Origin of the sequence: Brevundimonas variabilis (genome assembly GCF_014199945.1) — a bacterium.
GTDB classification, from domain to species: Bacteria; Pseudomonadota; Alphaproteobacteria; order Caulobacterales; family Caulobacteraceae; genus Brevundimonas; species Brevundimonas variabilis.
The window spans coordinates 248885-268267 of sequence record NZ_JACHOR010000002.1 but is presented as its reverse complement, the minus strand read 5'-3'; the positions used below and the strand labels follow the sequence as shown (position 1 = coordinate 268267).

The 19383-nt window shown below is 64.7% G+C and carries 15 protein-coding genes; 4 read left to right on the top strand and 11 right to left on the bottom strand.

What is annotated here, in order from left to right; all coding sequences use genetic code 11:
* Positions 1 to 3: 3 nt before the first annotated feature.
* The 7 genes from GGR13_RS05975 to dusB form a co-directional block, all read right to left on the bottom strand.
* A complete protein-coding gene (locus tag GGR13_RS05975) occupies positions 4 to 1161 on the bottom strand; it encodes a GNAT family N-acetyltransferase (RefSeq protein ID WP_183212589.1) in 1158 nt (385 codons plus the stop codon).
* 115 nt (positions 1162 to 1276) lie between these two features.
* On the bottom strand, positions 1277 to 2581 hold the full coding sequence (hflX, locus tag GGR13_RS05970) for a GTPase HflX (RefSeq protein ID WP_183212588.1): 1305 nt from the start codon (positions 2579 to 2581) through the stop codon (positions 1277 to 1279).
* An 84-nt stretch (positions 2582 to 2665) separates the two neighbouring features.
* Complete coding sequence (hfq, locus tag GGR13_RS05965) at positions 2666 to 2911, bottom strand: RNA chaperone Hfq (protein WP_013269198.1); 246 nt, start codon at positions 2909 to 2911, stop codon at positions 2666 to 2668.
* Positions 2912 to 3028: 117 nt separating this feature from the next.
* A complete protein-coding gene (locus tag GGR13_RS05960) occupies positions 3029 to 3892 on the bottom strand; it encodes a D-amino-acid transaminase (RefSeq protein WP_183212587.1) in 864 nt (287 codons plus the stop codon).
* A complete protein-coding gene (gene ntrX / locus GGR13_RS05955) occupies positions 3892 to 5301 on the bottom strand; it encodes a nitrogen assimilation response regulator NtrX (protein WP_183212586.1) in 1410 nt (469 codons plus the stop codon). The genes GGR13_RS05960 and ntrX overlap by 1 nt, the downstream gene beginning before the upstream one ends.
* Positions 5302 to 5310: 9 nt before the next feature.
* Complete coding sequence (locus GGR13_RS05950; protein WP_246347715.1) at positions 5311 to 7491, bottom strand: sensor histidine kinase NtrY-like; 2181 nt, start codon at positions 7489 to 7491, stop codon at positions 5311 to 5313.
* A gap of 74 nt (positions 7492 to 7565) precedes the next feature.
* Positions 7566 to 8636, bottom strand: coding sequence for a tRNA dihydrouridine synthase DusB (dusB, locus tag GGR13_RS05945; RefSeq protein WP_246347714.1), 1071 nt, complete (start codon positions 8634 to 8636; stop codon positions 7566 to 7568).
* Between the two features lie 63 nt (positions 8637 to 8699).
* On the opposite strand from dusB, the gene GGR13_RS05940 reads away from it, so the two are divergent.
* Positions 8700 to 9836 carry a bifunctional 2-C-methyl-D-erythritol 4-phosphate cytidylyltransferase/2-C-methyl-D-erythritol 2,4-cyclodiphosphate synthase gene (locus tag GGR13_RS05940; RefSeq protein WP_183212584.1) on the top strand — a complete coding sequence of 379 codons (1137 nt, stop codon included), beginning with the start codon at positions 8700 to 8702 and terminating at the stop codon, positions 9834 to 9836.
* A gap of 9 nt (positions 9837 to 9845) precedes the next feature.
* Here the strand turns inward: GGR13_RS05940 and GGR13_RS05935 are convergent, their stop codons facing one another.
* On the bottom strand, positions 9846 to 12137 hold the full coding sequence (locus GGR13_RS05935; RefSeq protein ID WP_183212583.1) for a fused MFS/spermidine synthase: 2292 nt from the start codon (positions 12135 to 12137) through the stop codon (positions 9846 to 9848).
* A 97-nt stretch (positions 12138 to 12234) separates the two neighbouring features.
* Between GGR13_RS05935 and GGR13_RS05930 the strand changes: the two genes are divergently transcribed.
* Together GGR13_RS05930 and GGR13_RS05925 are read left to right on the top strand one after the other, a co-directional pair.
* Positions 12235 to 12729, top strand: a complete 495-nt coding sequence (locus tag GGR13_RS05930; RefSeq protein WP_183213103.1) for a CinA family protein — start codon at positions 12235 to 12237, stop codon at positions 12727 to 12729.
* Positions 12726 to 12962 carry a sulfurtransferase TusA family protein gene (locus GGR13_RS05925; protein ID WP_183212582.1) on the top strand — a complete coding sequence of 79 codons (237 nt, stop codon included), beginning with the start codon at positions 12726 to 12728 and terminating at the stop codon, positions 12960 to 12962. The genes GGR13_RS05930 and GGR13_RS05925 overlap by 4 nt, the downstream gene beginning before the upstream one ends.
* Here the strand turns inward: GGR13_RS05925 and GGR13_RS05920 are convergent.
* The gene (locus tag GGR13_RS05920) at positions 12928 to 13815 is read right to left on the bottom strand and encodes a YihY/virulence factor BrkB family protein (protein ID WP_343060302.1); all 888 of its coding nucleotides are present in this window, start codon (positions 13813 to 13815) and stop codon (positions 12928 to 12930) included. The genes GGR13_RS05925 and GGR13_RS05920 overlap by 35 nt on opposite strands.
* A 301-nt stretch (positions 13816 to 14116) precedes the next feature.
* Between GGR13_RS05920 and GGR13_RS05915 the strand changes: the two genes are divergently transcribed.
* A complete protein-coding gene (locus GGR13_RS05915) occupies positions 14117 to 15439 on the top strand; it encodes a diguanylate cyclase domain-containing protein (RefSeq protein WP_183212581.1) in 1323 nt (440 codons plus the stop codon).
* Positions 15440 to 15532: 93 nt separating this feature from the next.
* On the opposite strand, the gene mfd is transcribed toward GGR13_RS05915, so the two are convergent.
* Together mfd and GGR13_RS05905 are read right to left on the bottom strand one after the other, a co-directional pair.
* The gene (gene mfd, locus GGR13_RS05910) at positions 15533 to 18988 is read right to left on the bottom strand and encodes a transcription-repair coupling factor (protein WP_183212580.1); all 3456 of its coding nucleotides are present in this window, start codon (positions 18986 to 18988) and stop codon (positions 15533 to 15535) included.
* Positions 18988 to 19302: a succinate dehydrogenase assembly factor 2 gene (locus GGR13_RS05905; protein ID WP_183212579.1), complete on the bottom strand. Its 315-nt coding sequence runs from the start codon at positions 19300 to 19302 to the stop codon at positions 18988 to 18990. Before GGR13_RS05905 ends, mfd begins: the two co-directional genes overlap by 1 nt.
* Positions 19303 to 19383 lie beyond the last annotated feature (81 nt).

Sequence of the window (19383 nt, the reverse complement as noted above, 5' to 3'; positions counted from 1 at the left end):
GGCTCAGGCCTTTGCGTCTGCGGATGCCAGCCGCTTCTGGATCGACCAGGCAGCCTCGAGCAGGCCCCGCGCCCGACCGCTGGCCGAAGGATCCACCGCAGCGATGTGATCGAGACGCTTGCGGATGCGACTCACTGCACTCACCCGGTCCAGACCGCCCAGCGACCAGACACTCTCCTTGACGCGCGGCAAGGTGCCTATCGCGCCGCTCACAACGGTCAGCCCGACGCCGACTTCGCGCTCGGTCGAGGCGAACGGCTTCTTGTAGTGATCGTGCCCTGGACCCAGGTCATAGACCCGGATCCCGAGCGCCGGCATCGACCGGATGGCCTGGTCGAGAAAGGCCTGCCCCGGCGAAAGCGCTGCCAGTTCAGGATTGGTCGAAGCGATCCACGGATGGAACACGCCCGCCGCCATCACACCGAAATGTCCCCCGACGAGCACATCTCCGGCATAGAGCGTCAGCAACAGCCCGGTCATCCGTCCGTCTGTGGTGTCGAACAGCGACTGCATCATCCGGCGTGTCCAGTCGGGCTTCAACACATCCTGTACGCCCGTCCGGGTAAACTGCTCGGACTTCCATCCCATGATCTGATCAAAGGTCGCCTGCGACCGGTCCGGACCCATTCGCAACGCACCGGACTCAGCCAGGCGATTCTGCAGCCGACGATAATTCTTGAACTTTTTCGGGCTGGCAGCGCGCACCGTCTCGAGAAAGGCTTCGGGTGTGCCGGACAGTTCAATGGCATAGGTATGCTGCCCTTCGGCCGTTCCTGCGAAAAGACCGTGCGGATCGATCAGGCCGTTATGACGAAAGGCCTTGAGCCCGGCCATACGAACGGCCTCCGGACCGCTGACGCCAAGATCAGCCGCGCAAAGCAGGGCATGATAGTCGGAGAAAGGCGATCCGATGGGCCGGCCGAAACCGCCCGGACGACGATGATGGGCGAGAAATCCGACGGCGCGGTCGCCACGTCGATAGACTGCGACACGGACGTCATCACGGGCTCGAGAGACGGCAAAGGCGAAATCTGCGCTCAACAGAGGGCTTTCGAATGCCGGATGAGAGGCCTGGATCGCCTGCCATTGCTCGACGTCGCTGTCGGACAGATCTTCCGTCGCGAGAATGTCGACCCGGAGTCGTCCCAAATCGAGCGTCATTTCATACCCACCGTCTACCCGGACAGCCTCATAGCAAAAGGTCTGCCACAGCCTGAGCTACGGTTAGACGGTGCCAATGTAGGCACCGAGTCTTGATAAACCGTGAGAAACGGCTTCAGGACGTGCTGAACTGGCGCTCGAACCGCCCCAGAGCCTGGGGGGCCAGCCGGACCACGAGATGGGTTCGCCCCTCTTCATCGGCCTCGCGCGATGTCACGCGTCCATGCTCGTAAAGCCAGGCCAGCGCCTCGCCTTGTGACGGGTCCAGCGTCAGTGTCATTTCGGGATCGTCGTCGATCAGGCCGGTGATGGCATGGCGCAGGCCTTCGATCCCCTCGCCTGTCCAGGCCGAGACGGCGACCGCCCTGCCCTCGCTCGCCAGTCGATCGGCCTGGCCCAGCACCGCCTCGCGCACGTCCTCGGCCAGAAGGTCGGTCTTGTTCCAGACTTCCAGGATCCGGCGCGTCTTGCCCTCAGGAATTTCGATCTGCTTCAGCACGGCCTCGACGTCCGTGGCCTGGGCATCACTGTCGGCCGAGGCGATGTCGCGCACGTGCAGGATCAGATCCGCCTCACCCACCTCTTCCAGCGTCGCCCGGAAGCTCTCGACCAATTCGTGCGGCAGGTCCGAGATGAAACCGACCGTATCGGCCACAATGGCGGGCCGACCCTGGGGCAGCCGGATCGTCCGCTGCGTCGTATCGAGGGTGGCGAAAAGCAGGTCCTTGGCGAGGACTTCCGAGCCCGTCAGCCGGTTGAACAGGGTGGACTTGCCGGCATTGGTATAGCCGACGAGCGCAATCGTCGGGAAAGGCACCTTTTGGCGCTGCTTGCGATGCAGGCCTCGCGTGCGTCGGACGTCGTCGAGCTCGACCTTCAGCCTGACGATCCGGTCCGCAATCATCCGCCGGTCGAGCTCGATCTGGGTCTCGCCCGGCCCACCCATCGTGCCCGACCCGCCGCGCTGCCGCTCCAGGTGGGTCCAGGTCCGGACCAGTCGGGACTTCTCGTAGTCCAGTCGTGCCAGCTCGACCTGCAGCCGGCCTTCCTTGGTCCGTGCACGGCGTCCGAAGATCTCGAGAATCAGCCCGGTCCGGTCGATGACCTTGCAGTCCCAGGCCTTTTCCAGATTCCGCTGCTGAACCGGGCTCAGATCATCGTCGATGACCACAGCCTCGGCCTCGGCCGCTGTCACGAGGGCACCGAGTTCCTCGACCTTGCCTGTGCCGAACAGGGTGGCCGGTGTGACCTTGCGGATGCGCACGATCTCTTCGGCGCGGACATCCAGGTCGAGGGCGCGTGCCAGTCCTACAGCCTCCTCGAGCCGCTCCATGGCGGCGCGGCTGCTTTCGCTCCGTCCGTCCGGATGAATGACGATCGCCCGGATCAGGGGGACGGCGTGGTCGATCAATGTGGCCAAGGGTGACTTTCGTTACAGCGGGACCGGCCAACGACCGGGTTCATCGATATGGGAAACGATCGCTGCTCCGGATAGTCCCCGGCTTCAGTCCTCGTCGGCCTCGGGCTCGTACAGCTGGACCGGCGCGGACGGCATGATTGTCGAGATCGCATGCTTGTAGACGAGCTGCGACTGGCCATCCCGGCGCAGCAGCACGCAGAAATTATCGAACCAGGTCACGATGCCCTGCAATTTCACGCCGTTGACCAGGAATATGGTCAGCGGGGTCTTGGTCTTGCGGACGGAGTTGAGGAAGGTGTCCTGAAGGTTCTGACGCTTGTCTTGCGACATGGCAGGTTTGTCCTGTTCTTGCTTGTTGCGCCGCGTCGGGGAGAGCGCGGGTCCGGATCGAACGCCCGGCACATCACCATAGCCACCGCTTTCGCACTGCGGCAACCATCAGATGCCCTAAACCGCGTCTCGCTTGGCGCGGTCAAGATACAAGGTCCGAAGTTTCGTCGTAATGGGCCCCGGTTTGCCGTCGCCGATCTTCACACCGTCGATCGAAATCGTCGGCATGACGAAGGCTCCCGCTGCGGTAAAGAAGGCCTCGCGTGCCTCCTTGGCGTCGTCGACGCTGAAGGGACGCTCGTCGAGTTCGATGTTTTCCGACGCGATCAGGTCCATGATGGCCGTCCGCGTGATCCCCTTCAGGATGTTGGCCTGGGTGTCACGGGTGCGCAGCCGCCCGTGCTTGTCGACGATCCAGGCATTGGTCGACGATCCTTCGGTCACCAGGCCCATTTCGTCGACCATCCATGCCTCATAGGCACCGCGTTCGCGAGCCGCCTGTTTGGCCAGCACATTCGCCAACAAACCGACGGTCTTGATGTCGCAACGCCCCCAGCGGATGTCCGGCTGGGTGACCACGGCGACGCCCTTGGCCGCCTGGGCCTCGGACCGCGTCGTGCTCACCGAACGGGAGGTCACGATGACACTGGGCGGGGTGTCCGGTGACGGGAACGGGTGATCCCGCCGTGCCGTGCCTCGCGTGACCTGCAGATAGACGATGCCGTTCTTCACCCGGTTCCGGCGGATGGTTTCCTTGAGCACCCGCGTCAGGGACTCGACACTCATGGGGATGTCGATGCGCAACTCGTTCAGGCTGCGGTGCAGCCGGGTCATATGACCGTCGAAGTCGGCCATCCGCCCGTTAAAGACGGACCAGACCTCATAAACTCCGTCCGCGAACTGGAACCCGCGATCCTCGACGTGGATCGAGGCTTCGCCGTGCGGCTGGTAGGTCCCGTTGACATAGGCGACGCGCGACATCAGTCCAGACTTCCTTCTTCGTCGTCCCCGCCCCGTGACGGCGACACACCCAGCGACTTCAGCTTCCGGTGCAGGGCAGAGCGTTCCATACCGATGAAGGCGGCGGTACGCGATATATTGCCGCCGAAGCGCATGATCTGCGCTGCCAGATACTCCCGCTCGAACACCTCTCGCGCTTCGCGAAGCGGCAGGGCGATGGTCCGCTCGGACCCCATGCCGCCGCCATTGCCGGTTGCCGCGACTTCCTGAGGCAGCATTTCGGCACTGATGGGGTCATTGAGGTCACCGGTCGCAAGGATCAGCAACCGCTCCACATTGTTGCGCAATTGCCGGACGTTACCTGGCCAGGGATGGACCTGAAGAACCGCGATCGCATCGTCGCCCAGCCGACGCCGGGGCAGCCCCTGCGACGTGCTGAGGGTATCGATGAAATAGTCAACCAGTTCGGCGATATCCTCGCGCCGCTCCGACAGAGGTGGCACGCGGATTGGAACGACATTCAGGCGGTGGAACAGGTCCTCGCGGAACCGACCCTCGGTGATCTCGGTCTTCAGGTCCCGCGACGTGGACGTGACGACCCGAACATCGACCTGCACGTCCTGCTCGCCTCCAACCCGACGGAACCGCTGCTCGACCAGGACTCTCAGGATCCGGCTCTGGCTCTCGCGCGGCATGTCGCCAACATCGTCCAGGAACAGGGTACCGTTGTGTGCCCGCTCGAACACGCCGATCTTGCGCGGACGTCCGTCTGCCCCCTCTTCCCCGAACAGTTCGACATCCAGGCGCTCCGGCGTCATGCCCGCTGCTGAAATGGCTACGAACTCCCCGCGCCCCCGCGGACTGGCCTCGTGGATCTGGCGCGCCACCAGTTCCTTGCCTGAACCGGACGGCCCGGAAATCAGGACACGGCTGTTGGCCGGAGCGACCTTTGCAATAGTTGAGCGCAGCGCCGTTGCGGCCGCAGATCGCCCGATCAATCCGGTCGGGACAGAGGCCTGGGTCCGCAAACGGCGGTTCTCCCGCCTGAGAGAGGCCGCTTCCAGCGCTCGCTCGATGACGACTACCAGCCGGTCCGACTTGAAGGGCTTCTCGATGAAGTCATACGCCCCGCGTTTCAATGCGCTGACGGCCGTCTCGATATTGCCGTGACCTGAGATCATGACGACCGGCAGATCGGCATCCAGCGCCTTGACGATGTCGAGCAGTTCCAGCCCGTCCATACCGCCGCCCTGCATCCAGATGTCCAGCACCAGCAGGGTCGGCTTGCGTGCCCGGATGGCCGCCAGGGCTTCCTCGGCATTGGCGGCGACCCGAACGCCATGGCCCTCGTCCTCCAGCAAGCCTGACACCAGCTCGCGGATGTCAGCCTCGTCGTCGACGATCAGGATATCGGCACCGGTCGAACGCATGAAGCCTCGCTATTCCGCCGGGACCACGCCGGGCGCGCGAACGTCCGTGATGGTCCTGGCAACAGGGTTGAGAGGGAAGATCAGGCAGACGCGCGCGCCATTCAGCGTGCCGGAGTCAGCCAGTTTGAGTTCACCCGCGTGGTCCTCGCAGATGCGTTTGACGATCGCCAGACCGAGGCCCGTGCCCTTTTCCCGTGTCGTGACATAGGGCTCGGTCAGCCGGTCGCGATCCCGCGTCGGCAGCCCTTTGCCGTCGTCATCGATCACAAAGGTCGCGACGGCATTCTCGATTTCCAGCCTCGCGATGATCGCGACGTCCTCGGGCTCGGCAGGTGTGCCCAGACGCCGGGCGGCCACGGCCTCGCCGGCATTCTTCAGGATGTTGGCCAGGGCCTGACCCACCATGCGTCCGTCGCATTTCATCGTCGCCGCAGGCAGTGGCTCGATCAGATCGACAAGCAGCTCCGGCATGGCCACCCGTTGAGCGAAAACGGCCTCGCGCAGCAGTTCCGCCGGGTCCTCTGCCGCAAATCGCGGGGCGGGCATTCGGGCAAAGGACGAGAACTCATCCACCATCCGGCCAATGTCGCCAACCTGACGAATGATGGTGTCAGTGCAGCGATCGAAGACCTCGACGTCCTCACCGATGCGGGCCCGGTACTTCCGCTTCAGCCGTTCTGCCGACAGCTGGATCGGCGTCAGCGGATTCTTGATCTCGTGCGCGATCCGCCGCGCCACGTCGCGCCACGCTGCATTGCGCTGTGCCGTCACCAGCCGGGTGATGTCGTCGAAGGTCAGGACCATTTCGCCGCCCTGCCCGCCCTCGATCCGGACGCGGAGCCGACGCGTCTCGCCCTCTCGGCTGACGTCGATATCTTCCTCGATATGGGCCTCCAGCCGGCCGACCAGTTCGCTCAGTTCGGGTGCGACCTCGGCCAGACCTCGCCCCAGCACGTCCGCCTCTGCGATCGACAGCAATTGCAGGGCGCTGTCATTGATGGCCGATATGCGCCCGCGTCGGTCGAGGCCTATCACGCCGGCGCTCACGCCCGACAGGACGGTTTCGATGAAGCGGCTGCGGGCCTGCGCTTCGTCACTGGCGGTCTTCAGAGCCGCCTGCTGGGCCTGCAGATCCCCGGTCATCCGGTTGAAGGCGTTGGACAGGACGGCGATCTCGCCCGGGTCCCGGTTGGCATCGACACGTGCTGTCAGATCGCCCGAGGCGACCTGATCCGCCGCCTTGACCAGTCGGCCGATCGGGCCCGAGATTGCACTCGCCGCCGACATGCCCAGCCAGACGGCACCGACCAGGACCAGCAGCGCCGTCTCAAGATAGCTCAGCGCAAAGGCCGTCTGGATCCGGGTCCGGCTCTCCTCGGCCTCTCGATAGGCCTGGATGGATTCGTCGCTGGCGCGCATTTGTGCGACCAGCCCCTCGGCCAGGGGGCGGACCACGTAGAGATAGGCATCGCCATATTCCGGCAGGGGGAAGATAACCCTCAGCATGTCCGGGTTTTCGGTGACTTCGGCCGGGACCTTGCTCCCCTCGGCCGCTTCCTCAAGCGCAGCGCGCGGCGGACTCAGATAGGGCGGTGCGTCGGCGGTCTCGCCTTGCGCCAGGACCTGACCCTCCGCGTTCAGGATGTAGATCGCCGGATAGCCAAAGAAGCCGGCAATCTGCTCGAGCGCGCTCGCGAACTGAATGCGGTTATCGAACAGACCGCGGATCCCGCCGAGTTCGACGACAATCGTCTCCATGTCGCCCTGCATCGAGCCGCCGACGTCAGCGACATAGGCCCGCCCGATGTCGGCACCATTCTCGACGGCCTCCTGAACATTCTGGCTGAACCACTGGTCCACACCCCGGTTGACCAGAACGCCAAAGACCAGCGCGATGAGGATGGCTGGCACGACGGCCACGGCCGAGAATAGCGTCACGAACCGGAGGTGAAGCCTAGCCCCGGCATCCTCCCGACGATCCCGGGCCAGCCGCATGACACGCAGCCCGACGACCGCAGCCAGTCCCGCGATCAGCGCCAGATTGGCGACCAGCACATAGAGCACGGCCTGCCCCGCAACCGCTCGTGCCGATCCATTGCTGCCAGCCCCTGGGGCCACGGCCACGAGCCAGATCGCTGCTGCCGTGATGAGGATTGCCAGCACATAGGCCGCGCCAAACAGGGCACGCATTCGTCCGCTCGCCGGCTGACCCGCAAGAGCCGTCGCTGGCGCCGTCCCTTGCGATCGTGGGCCGACTGTGTCCGTCATGTCGCAGCAGTCTCGGCCAACTGTGACCCGATTTCAACACCGGAGTCACCTGGATGCGCCACCTGGCCCAGCCACAGTTCGGTCAGGGCTTGCTCGACGGCGTCCGGATCGTCGACCCGGCACAGGCGAGCTTTGTCTATTCGCCGTTGGTCCGGATCGGCCGGCCAGGGAGCCTGCTCGACGTACCAGCCTAGATGTTTGCGGAACATCTTCAGTCCCACCGGCATGCCGTAAAAGGCCACCGACGCCCGCATATGGTCGATCACGATCCCCAGCCGCTCGACCGGTCCGGGCTCTGCTAGGGTCGTGCCGTCCCGCAGCGCCTGTTCCAGATGAGCTGCAAGCCATGGCCGACCATAGACCCCGCGTCCCAGCATCAGGCCATCCGCCCCCGACTGTGCCAGCGCCGTCTGCGCGTCCTCGACCGTCAGGATGTCTCCGTTGACCACAACCGGAATGCCGACGGCGTCCTTGACCTCGCCCACCGCACGCCAGTCAGCGACCCCGGTGTAGAACTGTTGCCGCGTCCGGCCATGGACGGTCACGGCCTTGATCCCCAGCGCCTCAGCCTGTTTCGCCAAAGCAGCGGCATTGCGGCTGTTGTCGTCCCAGCCAAGCCGCATCTTGACCGTCACCGGCCGCGACGTTGCTGCCACCGCCGCGGCCATGAGCCGGCAGGCCAAATCGGGTGTTCGCATCAGGGCCGATCCCGCGGCCGACCCAGTCACTTCCTTGGCAGGGCAGCCGAAATTGAGGTCCACAATGTCTGCGCCCGCCGCCTCGGCCATCTTCGCGCCCAGCGCCATAGCTGCCGGGTCGCGCCCGACGAGCTGGATCACCGTCAGCGGCAGGCCCGCGCCCACCGCTGCGCGTCGCACGACATCCGGTCGGGCGCGGGCAAGCTCCGCCGCCGCGACCATCTCTGTGGCCACATAGGTTGCACCGAGGCGTGAGGCGACCTGCCGGAATGGCAGGTCGGTAATCCCCGTCATGGGGGCCATCAGCACGCGTCCGGCAATCCAGACATCGCCGATCTGAAGACCGGTTTTCGGGGCACCATGCATCATCGGGCTCTACCGCCGTCGTCCATGCCCTCTCGTCAAGCCAGAACAGGGCGCTTAGAAGGCAGCATGGATTTCGCAAGCATCGTCGTTGCCGCCGGAACCGGCTCCCGTGCCGGTGGTGGCAAACAGTGGCGCACCCTGGGCGGCAAGCCCGTCCTGCGATGGTCAGTGGAGGCACTGGCACTTGCGGGCTCACAGGAAATCATTGTCGTGATCCCCGCTGGAACGGACCAGGAAGCGGCAGAGGCCTTGTCCGGCCTCTCCGGCTGGCGCGCTGTTCCCGGCGGTGCCGAACGGGCCGATTCGGTTCGTGCCGGCCTATCGGCGTTGACGGGGGGGCTGAACCGGCCGGTCCTGATCCATGATGCGGCTCGCCCCTTTCTCACGCGCCCGGTGATCGAGCGTCTTCTGGCGGCACTCGCAACGGCTGACGGTGCCATCCCCGCCTTGCCGGTCGCGGACACATTGAAGCGCGCGACCCATGGCACGATAAGGGGCACCGTTGACCGGGGCGACCTGTTCCGGGCCCAGACCCCCCAGGCCTTCCGTGCGGACCGATTGCTCGCGGCTTACGCTGCGTGGCCAACGGGCCAGGCCCCGACCGACGACGCCGCCGTGGTCGAGGCGGACGGGGGAACCGTCGTCATCGTTGAAGGCGACGCCCGTCTCATGAAGCTGACCTTTCCAGAGGATTTTGCCATGGCCGAGGCCAGTCTCCCGCGCCAGACCCGCGTCGGCTCCGGCTTCGACGCCCACCGCTGGGGCCCCGGGGGTGCCGTCTGGCTGTGTGGCGTCGAAATCCCGCATGATCAGACCCTGATCGGCCACTCCGATGCCGATGCCGGCCTCCATGCTCTGACGGACGCCATCCTCGGAGCGCTCGGCGACGGTGACATCGGCGACCATTTCCCGCCGACCGACCCAAAATGGAAAGGGGCGGCGTCGGATCTGTTCCTGATCCATGCCGTGGAGCGGGTGGCAGCGCGTGGAGGTCGGATCGTCAATGTTGACGTGACTCTGATCTGCGAACGCCCGCGCGTGAAGCCGCATCGCCAGGCCATGCGGGAACGGCTTGCGGCCATCCTGGCCCTTCCGCTCGATGCCGTCAGCGTCAAGGCCACCACGACCGAGGCCATGGGCTTCACCGGTCGCGGAGAGGGGCTGGCGGCCCAGGCCATCGCCACGATCGATCTGCCTGCCTGAACCAAGGGTCTAGCGGGTGACTTGCCGCCAGAGCGATCCGAACAGGTTCACATAGTCATCAGTCCAGGGCCGCACACTTTCAGGATCGACCTTGCGCCAGCGGGGATCAGCCTGGAACGCCGCCAGGCCCGCCTCGCTGTTGGCAATGACAAGCGCTTCAGTGGAGGCTTCGGCCATGTCCGCCAGTTGGTCGTTCTCCTGATAGATCTGGTGCAGGTCCGGTTTCCCGAGAGCCCGCGCTGCCGCCACGGCGGGTCGAGTGATGTCCAGATTGCGATTGGACAGATGCAGGACCACGACACCGTCCGGCTTGAGCAGATTCAGATATCCCTCGATGGCCTCGACGGTCAGCAGGTGCGTCGGCACCGCATCGGACGAGAAGGCATCGATCAGCAGCAGGTCATAGGAGCCGGGTTGCTCGGCTGCCATCGTCAACCGCGCATCGCCCAGCACGGTCCGGACCGGGCCGTCGGCACATCCATTGATGAAGGTGAAGAGCGACGGGTCACGCGCCACGCGGTCGACCAGCGGGTCGATCTCGAAAAAGGTCATGGTGTCCTGCTGGCGCTTGTAAGCCGCCATGGCGCCGGATCCGAGACCGACCACGCCGATATTGGCCCCACCCGGCAACTGCGAGCGCACAGTCTCGGCTGCCTGACCGATCGGTGTCGCGGGGGCATAGTAGAGGGTCGGGGTACAGGCATAGACGGGGTTGGTCGGCTGCGACCCGTGCAGGGTTGTGCCGTGCATCAGCACATGGACGGGCCCGCCCAGCAATGGATCGCTGGTCACACCGACGCGCAACACACCAAAGAAGCTGCGATCAGACCAGGCGGCATCGTATCCTTTGGCGATATAGTGGCCGGAGAGGATTACGGCACCGACGACGCCAGCGAACATCCAGCGCCGATCCCGCACGAGATAACCCAGGATGGATGCGCCCCCGAGAATGAGCATCGCCACCTGCTCCATACGCAGCGGGAACAGCCGGTTGAACTTCCATGCCAGGTCCCAGTCGGCCTTGAAGACGGCGGACATCAGCGGCGGGGTGGCACACAGGATCAGCGCTCCGACAAAGGTCAGAACTTCCCAGACCTGGATGTCTCTGTCTGAACGCAAACGCAGCAGACAGACGAGCACGAGCACGAGGGGGTATTCCCAGACGGCATCAAAGATCACCGGTGCGAGCAAGGCGGTGAACGCGCCACCGACGACGCCGCCGAGCGACATCAGCAGATAGAATTCTGTCAGTCGATCAGGTGCCGGACGCAACCGGGCCAGAAGCTGATGGCACATCAGGGCCGAGAAGAAGAAGCCCGCCAGGTTCAGGAAGAACAGCAGGGTCCAGTCGCCGGTCCGGAACGCCACCATGGTGATGGTCGCCGCGATCAAAGCCGCCTGGATCGGCAGGGTGACCGCGAGGGGGATGGCCGGCCGCGTCTGGAAAGCTATGACGAAGGTCAGCAGATAGAGCGCAAGCGGCATCACCCAGAGAAATGGAGCCGAGGCGACGTCGGTCGACAGATGCGAAGTCACGCCCAGCATCAGACTGGACGGAGCAGCGGCGAGCAGAACCAGCAGCCCCTTGCGGATCCAGGGAATGGGCTCGCTTCGGGCCAGGGCTGCAGGCTCCGACGTCGTCTCGACGCGACGTCGCCAGACCAGGGCGGCCAGAAGGATGACCAGCGCCACGAATACCCCGTAGCCGGCGCTCCAGCCCACCCTCTGGCCAGAAAGCGACATCAGGGGTTCGATGAGGAGCGGGTACGCCAGGAGGGCAAGGAAACTGCCCAGATTCGATGCCGCATAGAGCACGTAGGGATTCTCGCCGTCCGCGTGACCGGCCCGAACGCGCGCGTACCAGGCCTGAAGCAGCGGGGCGGTCGCAGACAGCACGGCGAACGGTGCTCCGACCGACAGGGCAAGGGTCGCGAGGAGCCATCCGATCGGGGCGTTGGGATCGGGATCGCCGAACAGCCCGCTGATCGTCAACGGCAGGAAGAACGCTGCTGCCAGCAAGAGCCCCAGATGGACGGCGACCTGGATACGGATCGATCCGATCCGCTGCAGACCGTGGGCATAGGCATAGCCGGCCAGCAGAGCGGTCTGGAAAAAGACCATCGCAGTGTTCCAGACCGAAGGACTTCCGCCCAGCATCGGCAGGACCAGCTTCGTGACCATCGGCTGAACGACGAAAACCAGCGCTGCCGAGGTGAAGATGGCCAGGGCAAACAGGACCGGGGTGACGGCATCCGGCGCCGGCCGCGTTTGCGCACCCGTATCGAAAGCGGTTTCGGTCATGGATGTCCTGTGACAGTGGCTGGCCGGTCGACAGACCGGCGTTGACCGGTCACCCTAGCCTGAGTCTTGTCTGCCCCGGAAAGCCCTTACAGTGTCGCTGTTTCCCGAAGACATCCACAATCAGGCCGAAATTGTTGTCGCTCTGGCGACGGCGCGCGGGGTCATGCTGGCAACGGCTGAAAGCTGTACCGGTGGTCTCGTCGCTGCGGCCCTGACGGATATTCCGGGATCATCCGCCGTGCTGGACCGGGGCTTTGTGACCTATAGCAACGACGCCAAGTCGGGCATGATTGACGTTCCCGCCCACCTCATTGCTGAGCATGGAGCCGTGTCCGAACCGGTCGCCCGCGCCATGGCGCTGGGTGCTGTCGCGCGATCCGCCGCCAGCGTCTCGGTCTCCATCACGGGCATCGCCGGCCCTGGCGGAGGTACGCCGGACAAGCCGGTAGGCCTTGTCCACTTCGCAGCAGTGGGGCCTGCGGGTACGATCCACGTCGAGCAAAGGTTCGGCGACATCGGCCGCGAGGAAATCCGACTGGCCTCTGTCCGGACGGCGCTGAACTTGCTCGGCGATCAACTGGCGCAGCCATGACCGTCATCGTCGATGCGCGCGGTCACCGGTGCCCCGTGCCAAGCCTCAAGCTCCAGAAGGCGATGCAAGGACAGCCACCGGGTACGATCCTGACTCTGATGGCCACCGATCCGATGGCGCGCATCGATGTCCCCTATCTGATGAACCAACAGGGTGGCACGGTGCTGGCCATCGAAGAGATCGAAGGCATCCTTCACATTACCGTCGCGACGCCCGTCGTTCAGCGAGACTGACGACCGAGGCCGTTGTTGTGGCAGCCGGTGTATCGTTGTCCAGTGTCGGTGCTCCCCGCGACCGGGCCAGGATTTCCATCTCGGTCGCGAATGCGCCTCCGTAGAAGACGGCATTCACGTTCCAGGACAACCAGATCAGCAGGATCACGACGGCCCCGACAGAGCCGTACGTCGCGCCAACCTGGGCGATCTGCTCGACATAGATGGCGCAAAGCCATGACGATACCAGCGACATCACGGTTGCGACAACACCCCCGGCCAGGGACGGTCCCCAGGCAACGCGATCACGATGGGACATCGCATAACGATAAAGCAGCGTCAGCCCGAGCCCCAGCCCAAGCGGTGGCAAGAGCCCGTCCAGATAGCCAATCGAGATGCCCAGTCCCGTGCCGTCCGCATGCGCCATCAGGCGTCCTGTCACCACGGCTCCGGACACGAGCGTGAACAGGCCAAAGGCGAACAGGGCCACAAACACGGCCAGCAGGTTGAACTTTACAAAGCCGTGCGGCTCGGTCTCGTCATGAATCAAGTTCAGCCCGGCCAGGAGGGCCTTGAACCCCCGGTGCGCCGCATAGGCACCGACCACCAGTGCGAAGGCGCTCTGGGCGGACACGGTCTTGACGGAAGCGCCGGCCAGGCGTTCGATTTCCCCGGTGAAGATGGCTCGCGCGGCCTGCGGCATGGCGTCGGCCAGGGCCGCGGCCTGTTCGCTGACCTGCCCGATGCTGAGCACCGCCTTGTAGAAGCCGATCAGGATGGCGATCGCCGGAAACACGGCAAGCAGGGCAAAAAACGATACCCCGCCCGTATAGAGCATCACATCGCGGCCCCAGCTGCGTGAGAATGCCTTCACCGCCAGTCGACCAAAAACGGCAGGCGTGCCGACCATCGGTGAGAGGCGAGCCAGGAGCCCTCGCGTCGAAGCTTTTGTTGGTTCTCGCAACCCAATACCCGCGGCAGCCCAAACCACTACTCTAACGAATTTACGACGCCGTGGAAGGGAGCTGCGCGGCGCGGTCTCTTCCTGGGTCCGGACATTTCTGGCCGTGCATCACGTCATACCGTTGCGCCCCTCCCCACCGGGTCGCTATGGTCACGCTACGTCCTGTTTGGACCCGCGGAGCCGGCGCACCGCACGGATGGGGACACCGGCCTTGAGTTTCGAGCCACGCATTTTGATCGTCGCCCAGACGGACGACTGGGTCGGCCCACTGTCACAGGGGCTGGATGGCTTTGGATGGCCGACGGTAACGGCAAGGACGCTCGACGCTGCCGTCGCCGCTCTGGATGACTTCGTGCTGGAAGCGGCAATCATCGACGCAAGCCACCCGGACCACGCCCAGATGGCCCAATACCTCAGCGAGGCGGCCAGACCCCGGCGTCTGCCGATCATCGCGGTTGGCCGACCTGCGCGACCCGATATTCCAGGTGTCGACATGGCCCTTGGCGAGCCGCCCCATCCCGCCCAGGCGGCGCTCCGGATCGAGCAACTGGTCCGTGCCGCGATCACCGAGGAAGAATTCGGACTGCGCCAGCGGACCTTCGCACAACATGGCACCCAACTGGTCGCCGATGTGGCAGCGTCGGGACCTATGCGCGTGCTCGTCGCCGGGGCGGCCGATCATCGGTTCATCGCCCTGTCCAACGCCCTGACCGAGGTCGGGGCCGAGGTCGTGGCGGCGCCGACTCCCTACACGGCGTTCGACTACCTGCACGAAAGCGCTTTCGACGCCGCCGTTCTGTGGGGCGCACCGGACCATGCCCCAGCGCTTTCCATCGCCTCGGGAATGAAGCGGAATACCCGCCTCTATCACATTCCCCTCGTTCTCTATCTACGGACACCGGGCGAGATCGATCTGGCAGAACTGTATACCCGGGGTTTTGCTGACGTCGCGGCCTCGAACACGCCAGAGCCAGAGACCGCGCAGCGCGTTCTGGCCCTCGCGACAACGCACCGACGCCATCTGTCGATCCGCAAGGCGTTGGAGGCGGCTCGGGGCTCAGGGCTCATGGATCCGACGACCGGTCTGTTTACGCGCGACCTCTTCGCCGAACATCTTCGCAGCGTTGCCGAATCGGCGCGCGCCCGGCGCCGCCCGCTGTCGGTCTGCGTGCTGCGTGTTTCCGAAAGCGAAAACCTTGCTCACGCGCGGGTCGGGGGTTGGCTCGATCGCGCGATGCCGCAGATCGGGGCCATGGTCTCTCGACTGGTCCGGGTCGAGGATACGGCGGCCCGTCTGGCCCCCGAGGTCTTTGCCCTGGCCTTGCCGGCCACGCCCGGGCCCGCCGCAAGGCTGGCGGCCGAGCGGATTGCCGCCGTGATTGGCTGTACCGCCTTCGACGCTGGCCCCGACCGATCGCCCTTCGTGGTCGAATTCGATATCGGTTCAGCCGAGGTCAATCCGGGCGAAAGCGTCGCCACCGTCCTGGAACGTGCGTCCCAGAACCTCGCAGAACGCCGCAAGATCATCGCCTGAACGCCGTCTGGTGTAGTTGGCGCTGTCGGCGTTGCTAGAAATCCGGAGCCCGCGTGCTTCGAACCGCCAAAGCCGAAATCGAGGAGGCCGGGATCAGGCCCCGGCTACCCTGGCAAGATCGGTCGTGATTCGCTCTGCGACCTTCAGGCGATCTTCCGGTGTCGGCCAGTCACCCTTGACGACGATCTTCTGATCCGGCCGGATTTTCCATGAGGCATGGTTCTTCTGGATCAGCCCGACCAGTCCCATCGGATTGGGGAAGGTGTTGTCCCGCAAGGTCAGCACGCAGCCCTTTGGCCCGATGTCGATCCGTTCGATACAGGCTGTCTTGCAGCTGGCCTTGATGCCCACGATCCGCAGAAGCTGTTTCGCTTCATCGGGTAGCGGACCAAACCGGTCGATCAACTCGGCCGCCAGGGCTTCGCGTTCTTCAGTGCGGGTTGCATCCGACAGGCGGCGATAAAGACTGAGCCTGACATTGAGGTCAGGGACATAATCCTCGGGAATCAGGACCGCGGCCCCGACGTTGATCGCCGGGGACCAGCCACGGTCGACGACGGCCCCACCCTCTCCGGCTTGCCTCAGGCTCGCGACAGCGTCTTCCAGCATCTGCTGATACAGCTCGACCCCGACTTCCCGAATGTGGCCAGACTGCTCGTCACCCAGCAGGTTGCCGCCACCGCGTTGATCCAGATCGTGGCTGGCCAGCTGGAAGCCGGCACCGAGGTTGTCCAGGGACTGGAGGACCTGCAATCGCCGCTCGGCCGAAAGGGAAAGAGGCTTCTTGGGATCGGTCGTCAGATAGGCAAAGGCTCTGGCCTTCGACCGCCCAATCCGGCCCCGGATCTGGTGCAGTTGCGCCAGACCGAACATGTCGGCCCTGTGCACGATCAAGGTATTGGCGGTCGGAATATCGATGCCGCTTTCAACGATCGTGGTCGACACCAGCACATCATAGGACCCGTCGTAGAAGGCGCTCATCACGTCTTCCAGCTGGGTCGGGCTCATCTGGCCGTGGCCGACGACGAACTTGATCTCGGGCACCTGTTCGCGCAGGAATTTCTCGATGTCCGGAAGCTCGTTCAGGCGCGGCGCGATATAGAAGGCCTGCCCGCCACGATATTTCTCGCGCAGCAGGGCCTCGCGCACCAGCACCGGATCCCAGGGCGTGACATAGGTGCGTACGGCGAGACGATCCACGGGCGGCGTCGCGATAATGGACATCTCACGGATGCCCGACAGCGCCATCTGAAGCGTCCGCGGGATCGGCGTTGCCGTCATGGTCAGCAGGTGCACATCCGCCCGGAGAGACTTTAGCTTCTCCTTGTGCTTGACCCCGAAATGCTGCTCTTCATCAACAATAACAAGACCCAGATCGCGGAACCCAACCTGATCTGACAGGACGGCATGGGTGCCGACCACAATCTCGAACGATCCATCCTTGAGCCCGGCCCGGGTCTCGTTGGCATCTTTTGTCGTCACCATGCGCGACAGGTGCCGGACTTTCACCGGCCAGCCGGCAAACCGCTCGGAGAAGGTCTTGAAATGCTGTCGCGCCAGGAGCGTTGTCGGACAGACGATCGCGACCTGCTGCCCGGTCATGGCGACCACGAAGGCGGCCCTCAGCGCGACCTCGGTCTTGCCAAACCCGACATCACCGCAGATCAGGCGATCCATCGGCGTGCCTTTGCCAAGGTCCTCCAAGACGTCGCCAATGGCGTTCAGCTGGTCGTCTGTTTCCTCGTAGGGGAACCGTGCGCAGAACTCGTCGAACAGCCCTTGTGGCGGGGTGATCGCGTCCGACGTCCGCAGGGCCCGCTTGGCCGCCAGCGCAATCAGACCTTCGGCCATCTCGCGCAGCCGCATCTTGGCCTTGGCCTTGCGCCCCTGCCAGGCCGCCCCGCCAAGACGGTCCAGCTGGACACCGTCGGCATCCGTTCCGTAACGGGTCAGAAGGTCAATGTTCTCAACCGGCAAATAGAGTTTGCTATCACCGGCATAAAGAAGCTCAAGACAGTCGTGCGGAGCCTCCTGGATCTCCAGCGTCTTCAGCCCCTCATAGCGGCCGATGCCGTGATCGAGGTGGACGACCAGATCGCCCGTCGTCAGGGCTGACGCCTCGGCAAGGAAGTTCGACGCCCGGCGCTTTCGACGCGGACGCGCCAGCCGGTCGCCCAGCATGTCGGTCTCTGAAATGACGGCCAGGTCACCGGTCTCGAAACCATGCTCGACCGGCAGGATGCCGCGCAACATCAGCCCCGGTGGTGCCGACTGGACATCGGCCCAGTCACGCACGGCGACCACGTGATCGAGTCCGTGGTCCGACAGCATGGCCGCGAGCCTCTCCGACGAGCCTTCGGACCAGGAGGCAAACAGCACGCGTTTGCCGGAGGCCTTCAGAGCCTCGGCGTGTTTGGCGACGGCCTCGAACAGATTGACGCTGTCCTGGCCCCGCTCGGCCGCAAATCCACGCCCCAGACGCCCGCCTGCATCCTCTCCGCTCGTGTGAAACGGAGACAGCCTGCGCACGGACCGACCGGCCAGGGCGCTGTTCCAATCGGCATCCGGGAGGTACAGCATCGTCGGCGGGAGGGCCCGGTTCGACGCTCCCCCTTTTGCTCGCGAAGCCTCGTGCCTCGCCTCATAGGCGTCCGCGGCCAGGGTCCAGCGCTCCGCGCGTGCCGCCTCGACCTGGTTGTCAAGAAAGATGGCGGCATCGTCTGGCAGATAGTCGAACAGCGTCTCCAGCCGTGGGTATAGCAGCGGCAGGAAATGCTCCATGCCCTGCCGCCGCGCGCCCTCGCTGACAGCGACATACAGGGGATCCTCCCCCCCGGCCCCGAAGCGCGCCAGATACCCGGTGCGGAATCGCGATATGGTGTCGTCGTCCAGCAGGGCCTCGGACACCGGAGACAGCGAAACCCGGGTCCGCTGACCCGTCGAGCGCTGGGTCTCAGGATCGAAGGTCCGGATCGATTCCAGTTCCGATCCGAACATGTCCAGCCGGACGGGCTCGTCGAAGCCGGGCGGGAAGACATCGATGACGCCGCCTCGAACCGCATACTCGCCGCGCTCGTTCACGGTCGACGCCCGCATATAGCCATTGACCGTGAAGTACCGCTCCAGCGCCGCCGTATCGAGATCACGTCCGACGACAGTCTCGAACCCGGCAGCTGTGGTGACTTCTCTGGGCGGTGTCCGCTGCATGGCGGCGGCCACAGTGGATATCAACAACAGCGGGGTCCGATTCGACGGGTCTCGTTTTGCCAGCTGCGTCAGCGCAGCCATACGTTCCGCCGAAACCGACGATGTCGGGCTAAGGCGGTCATAAGGCAGGCAATCCCACGCCGGGAATTCTATGATATCAATATCTTTAGCGAAAAACCGAAACGCCTGAAGAAACTCACCAGCACGCGCATAGTCACGCGCCACGAACATGGCCATCCCGCCGCGCGCCCTCAGCCGGTCGGCGATCGTGAGGGCATCAAGCCCTTCGGGTGCCCCCCCCAGGTCCGCATCCGTCCGTCGATCGAGCACAGCCCCATCCATTAGCCGGCACCCTGCTGCACAGCCATGGCGACGTGGTCGCGCATGAAGGCCTGGACCTTGTCCATAAGTGGCCCGGCATGCGCCTCCGGTACCGGCTTGTCGCCGATGATCCAGGCGTAGATGTCGTAGTCGTCCTCGTTCAGAAGAGCCTCGAACGTGTCGAGTTCAGCCTCGGTCAGGCCGGGCCCGACCTGTTCGATGAATGGCCCCAGGACAAGGTCGGCTTCGCGGAACCCTCGACGCCATGCGCGGAAGGTGATCCGACCCAGTTTTTCGTTCGTAGTCCCGTCGGGACGCGCGTTTGTGTCGGCCACAAGAATCCTTGCCCGGTCTGTCAGTTATGATGCCGGATGAGATAGCGTTCCAACGCCGCCTCCGCCAGCTATGCTGGGGTC

Coding starts and splice junctions, on each gene's coding strand:
- GGR13_RS05950 (WP_246347715.1), bottom strand. CDS start 7,491: ATGCGTGCCCTGTTTGGCGCGGCCTATGTGCTGGCAATCCTCATCACG.
- ntrX (WP_183212586.1), bottom strand. CDS start 5,301: ATGCGTTCGACCGGTGCCGATATCCTGATCGTCGACGACGAGGCTGAC.
- hfq (WP_013269198.1), bottom strand. CDS start 2,911: ATGTCGCAAGACAAGCGTCAGAACCTTCAGGACACCTTCCTCAACTCC.
- GGR13_RS05925 (WP_183212582.1), top strand. CDS start 12,726: ATGACCGTCATCGTCGATGCGCGCGGTCACCGGTGCCCCGTGCCAAGC.
- GGR13_RS05975 (WP_183212589.1), bottom strand. CDS start 1,161: ATGACGCTCGATTTGGGACGACTCCGGGTCGACATTCTCGCGACGGAA.
- GGR13_RS05940 (WP_183212584.1), top strand. CDS start 8,700: ATGGATTTCGCAAGCATCGTCGTTGCCGCCGGAACCGGCTCCCGTGCC.
- mfd (WP_183212580.1), bottom strand. CDS start 18,988: ATGGATGGGGCTGTGCTCGATCGACGGACGGATGCGGACCTGGGGGGG.
- GGR13_RS05960 (WP_183212587.1), bottom strand. CDS start 3,892: ATGTCGCGCGTCGCCTATGTCAACGGGACCTACCAGCCGCACGGCGAA.
- dusB (WP_246347714.1), bottom strand. CDS start 8,636: ATGATGCATGGTGCCCCGAAAACCGGTCTTCAGATCGGCGATGTCTGG.
- GGR13_RS05935 (WP_183212583.1), bottom strand. CDS start 12,137: ATGACCGAAACCGCTTTCGATACGGGTGCGCAAACGCGGCCGGCGCCG.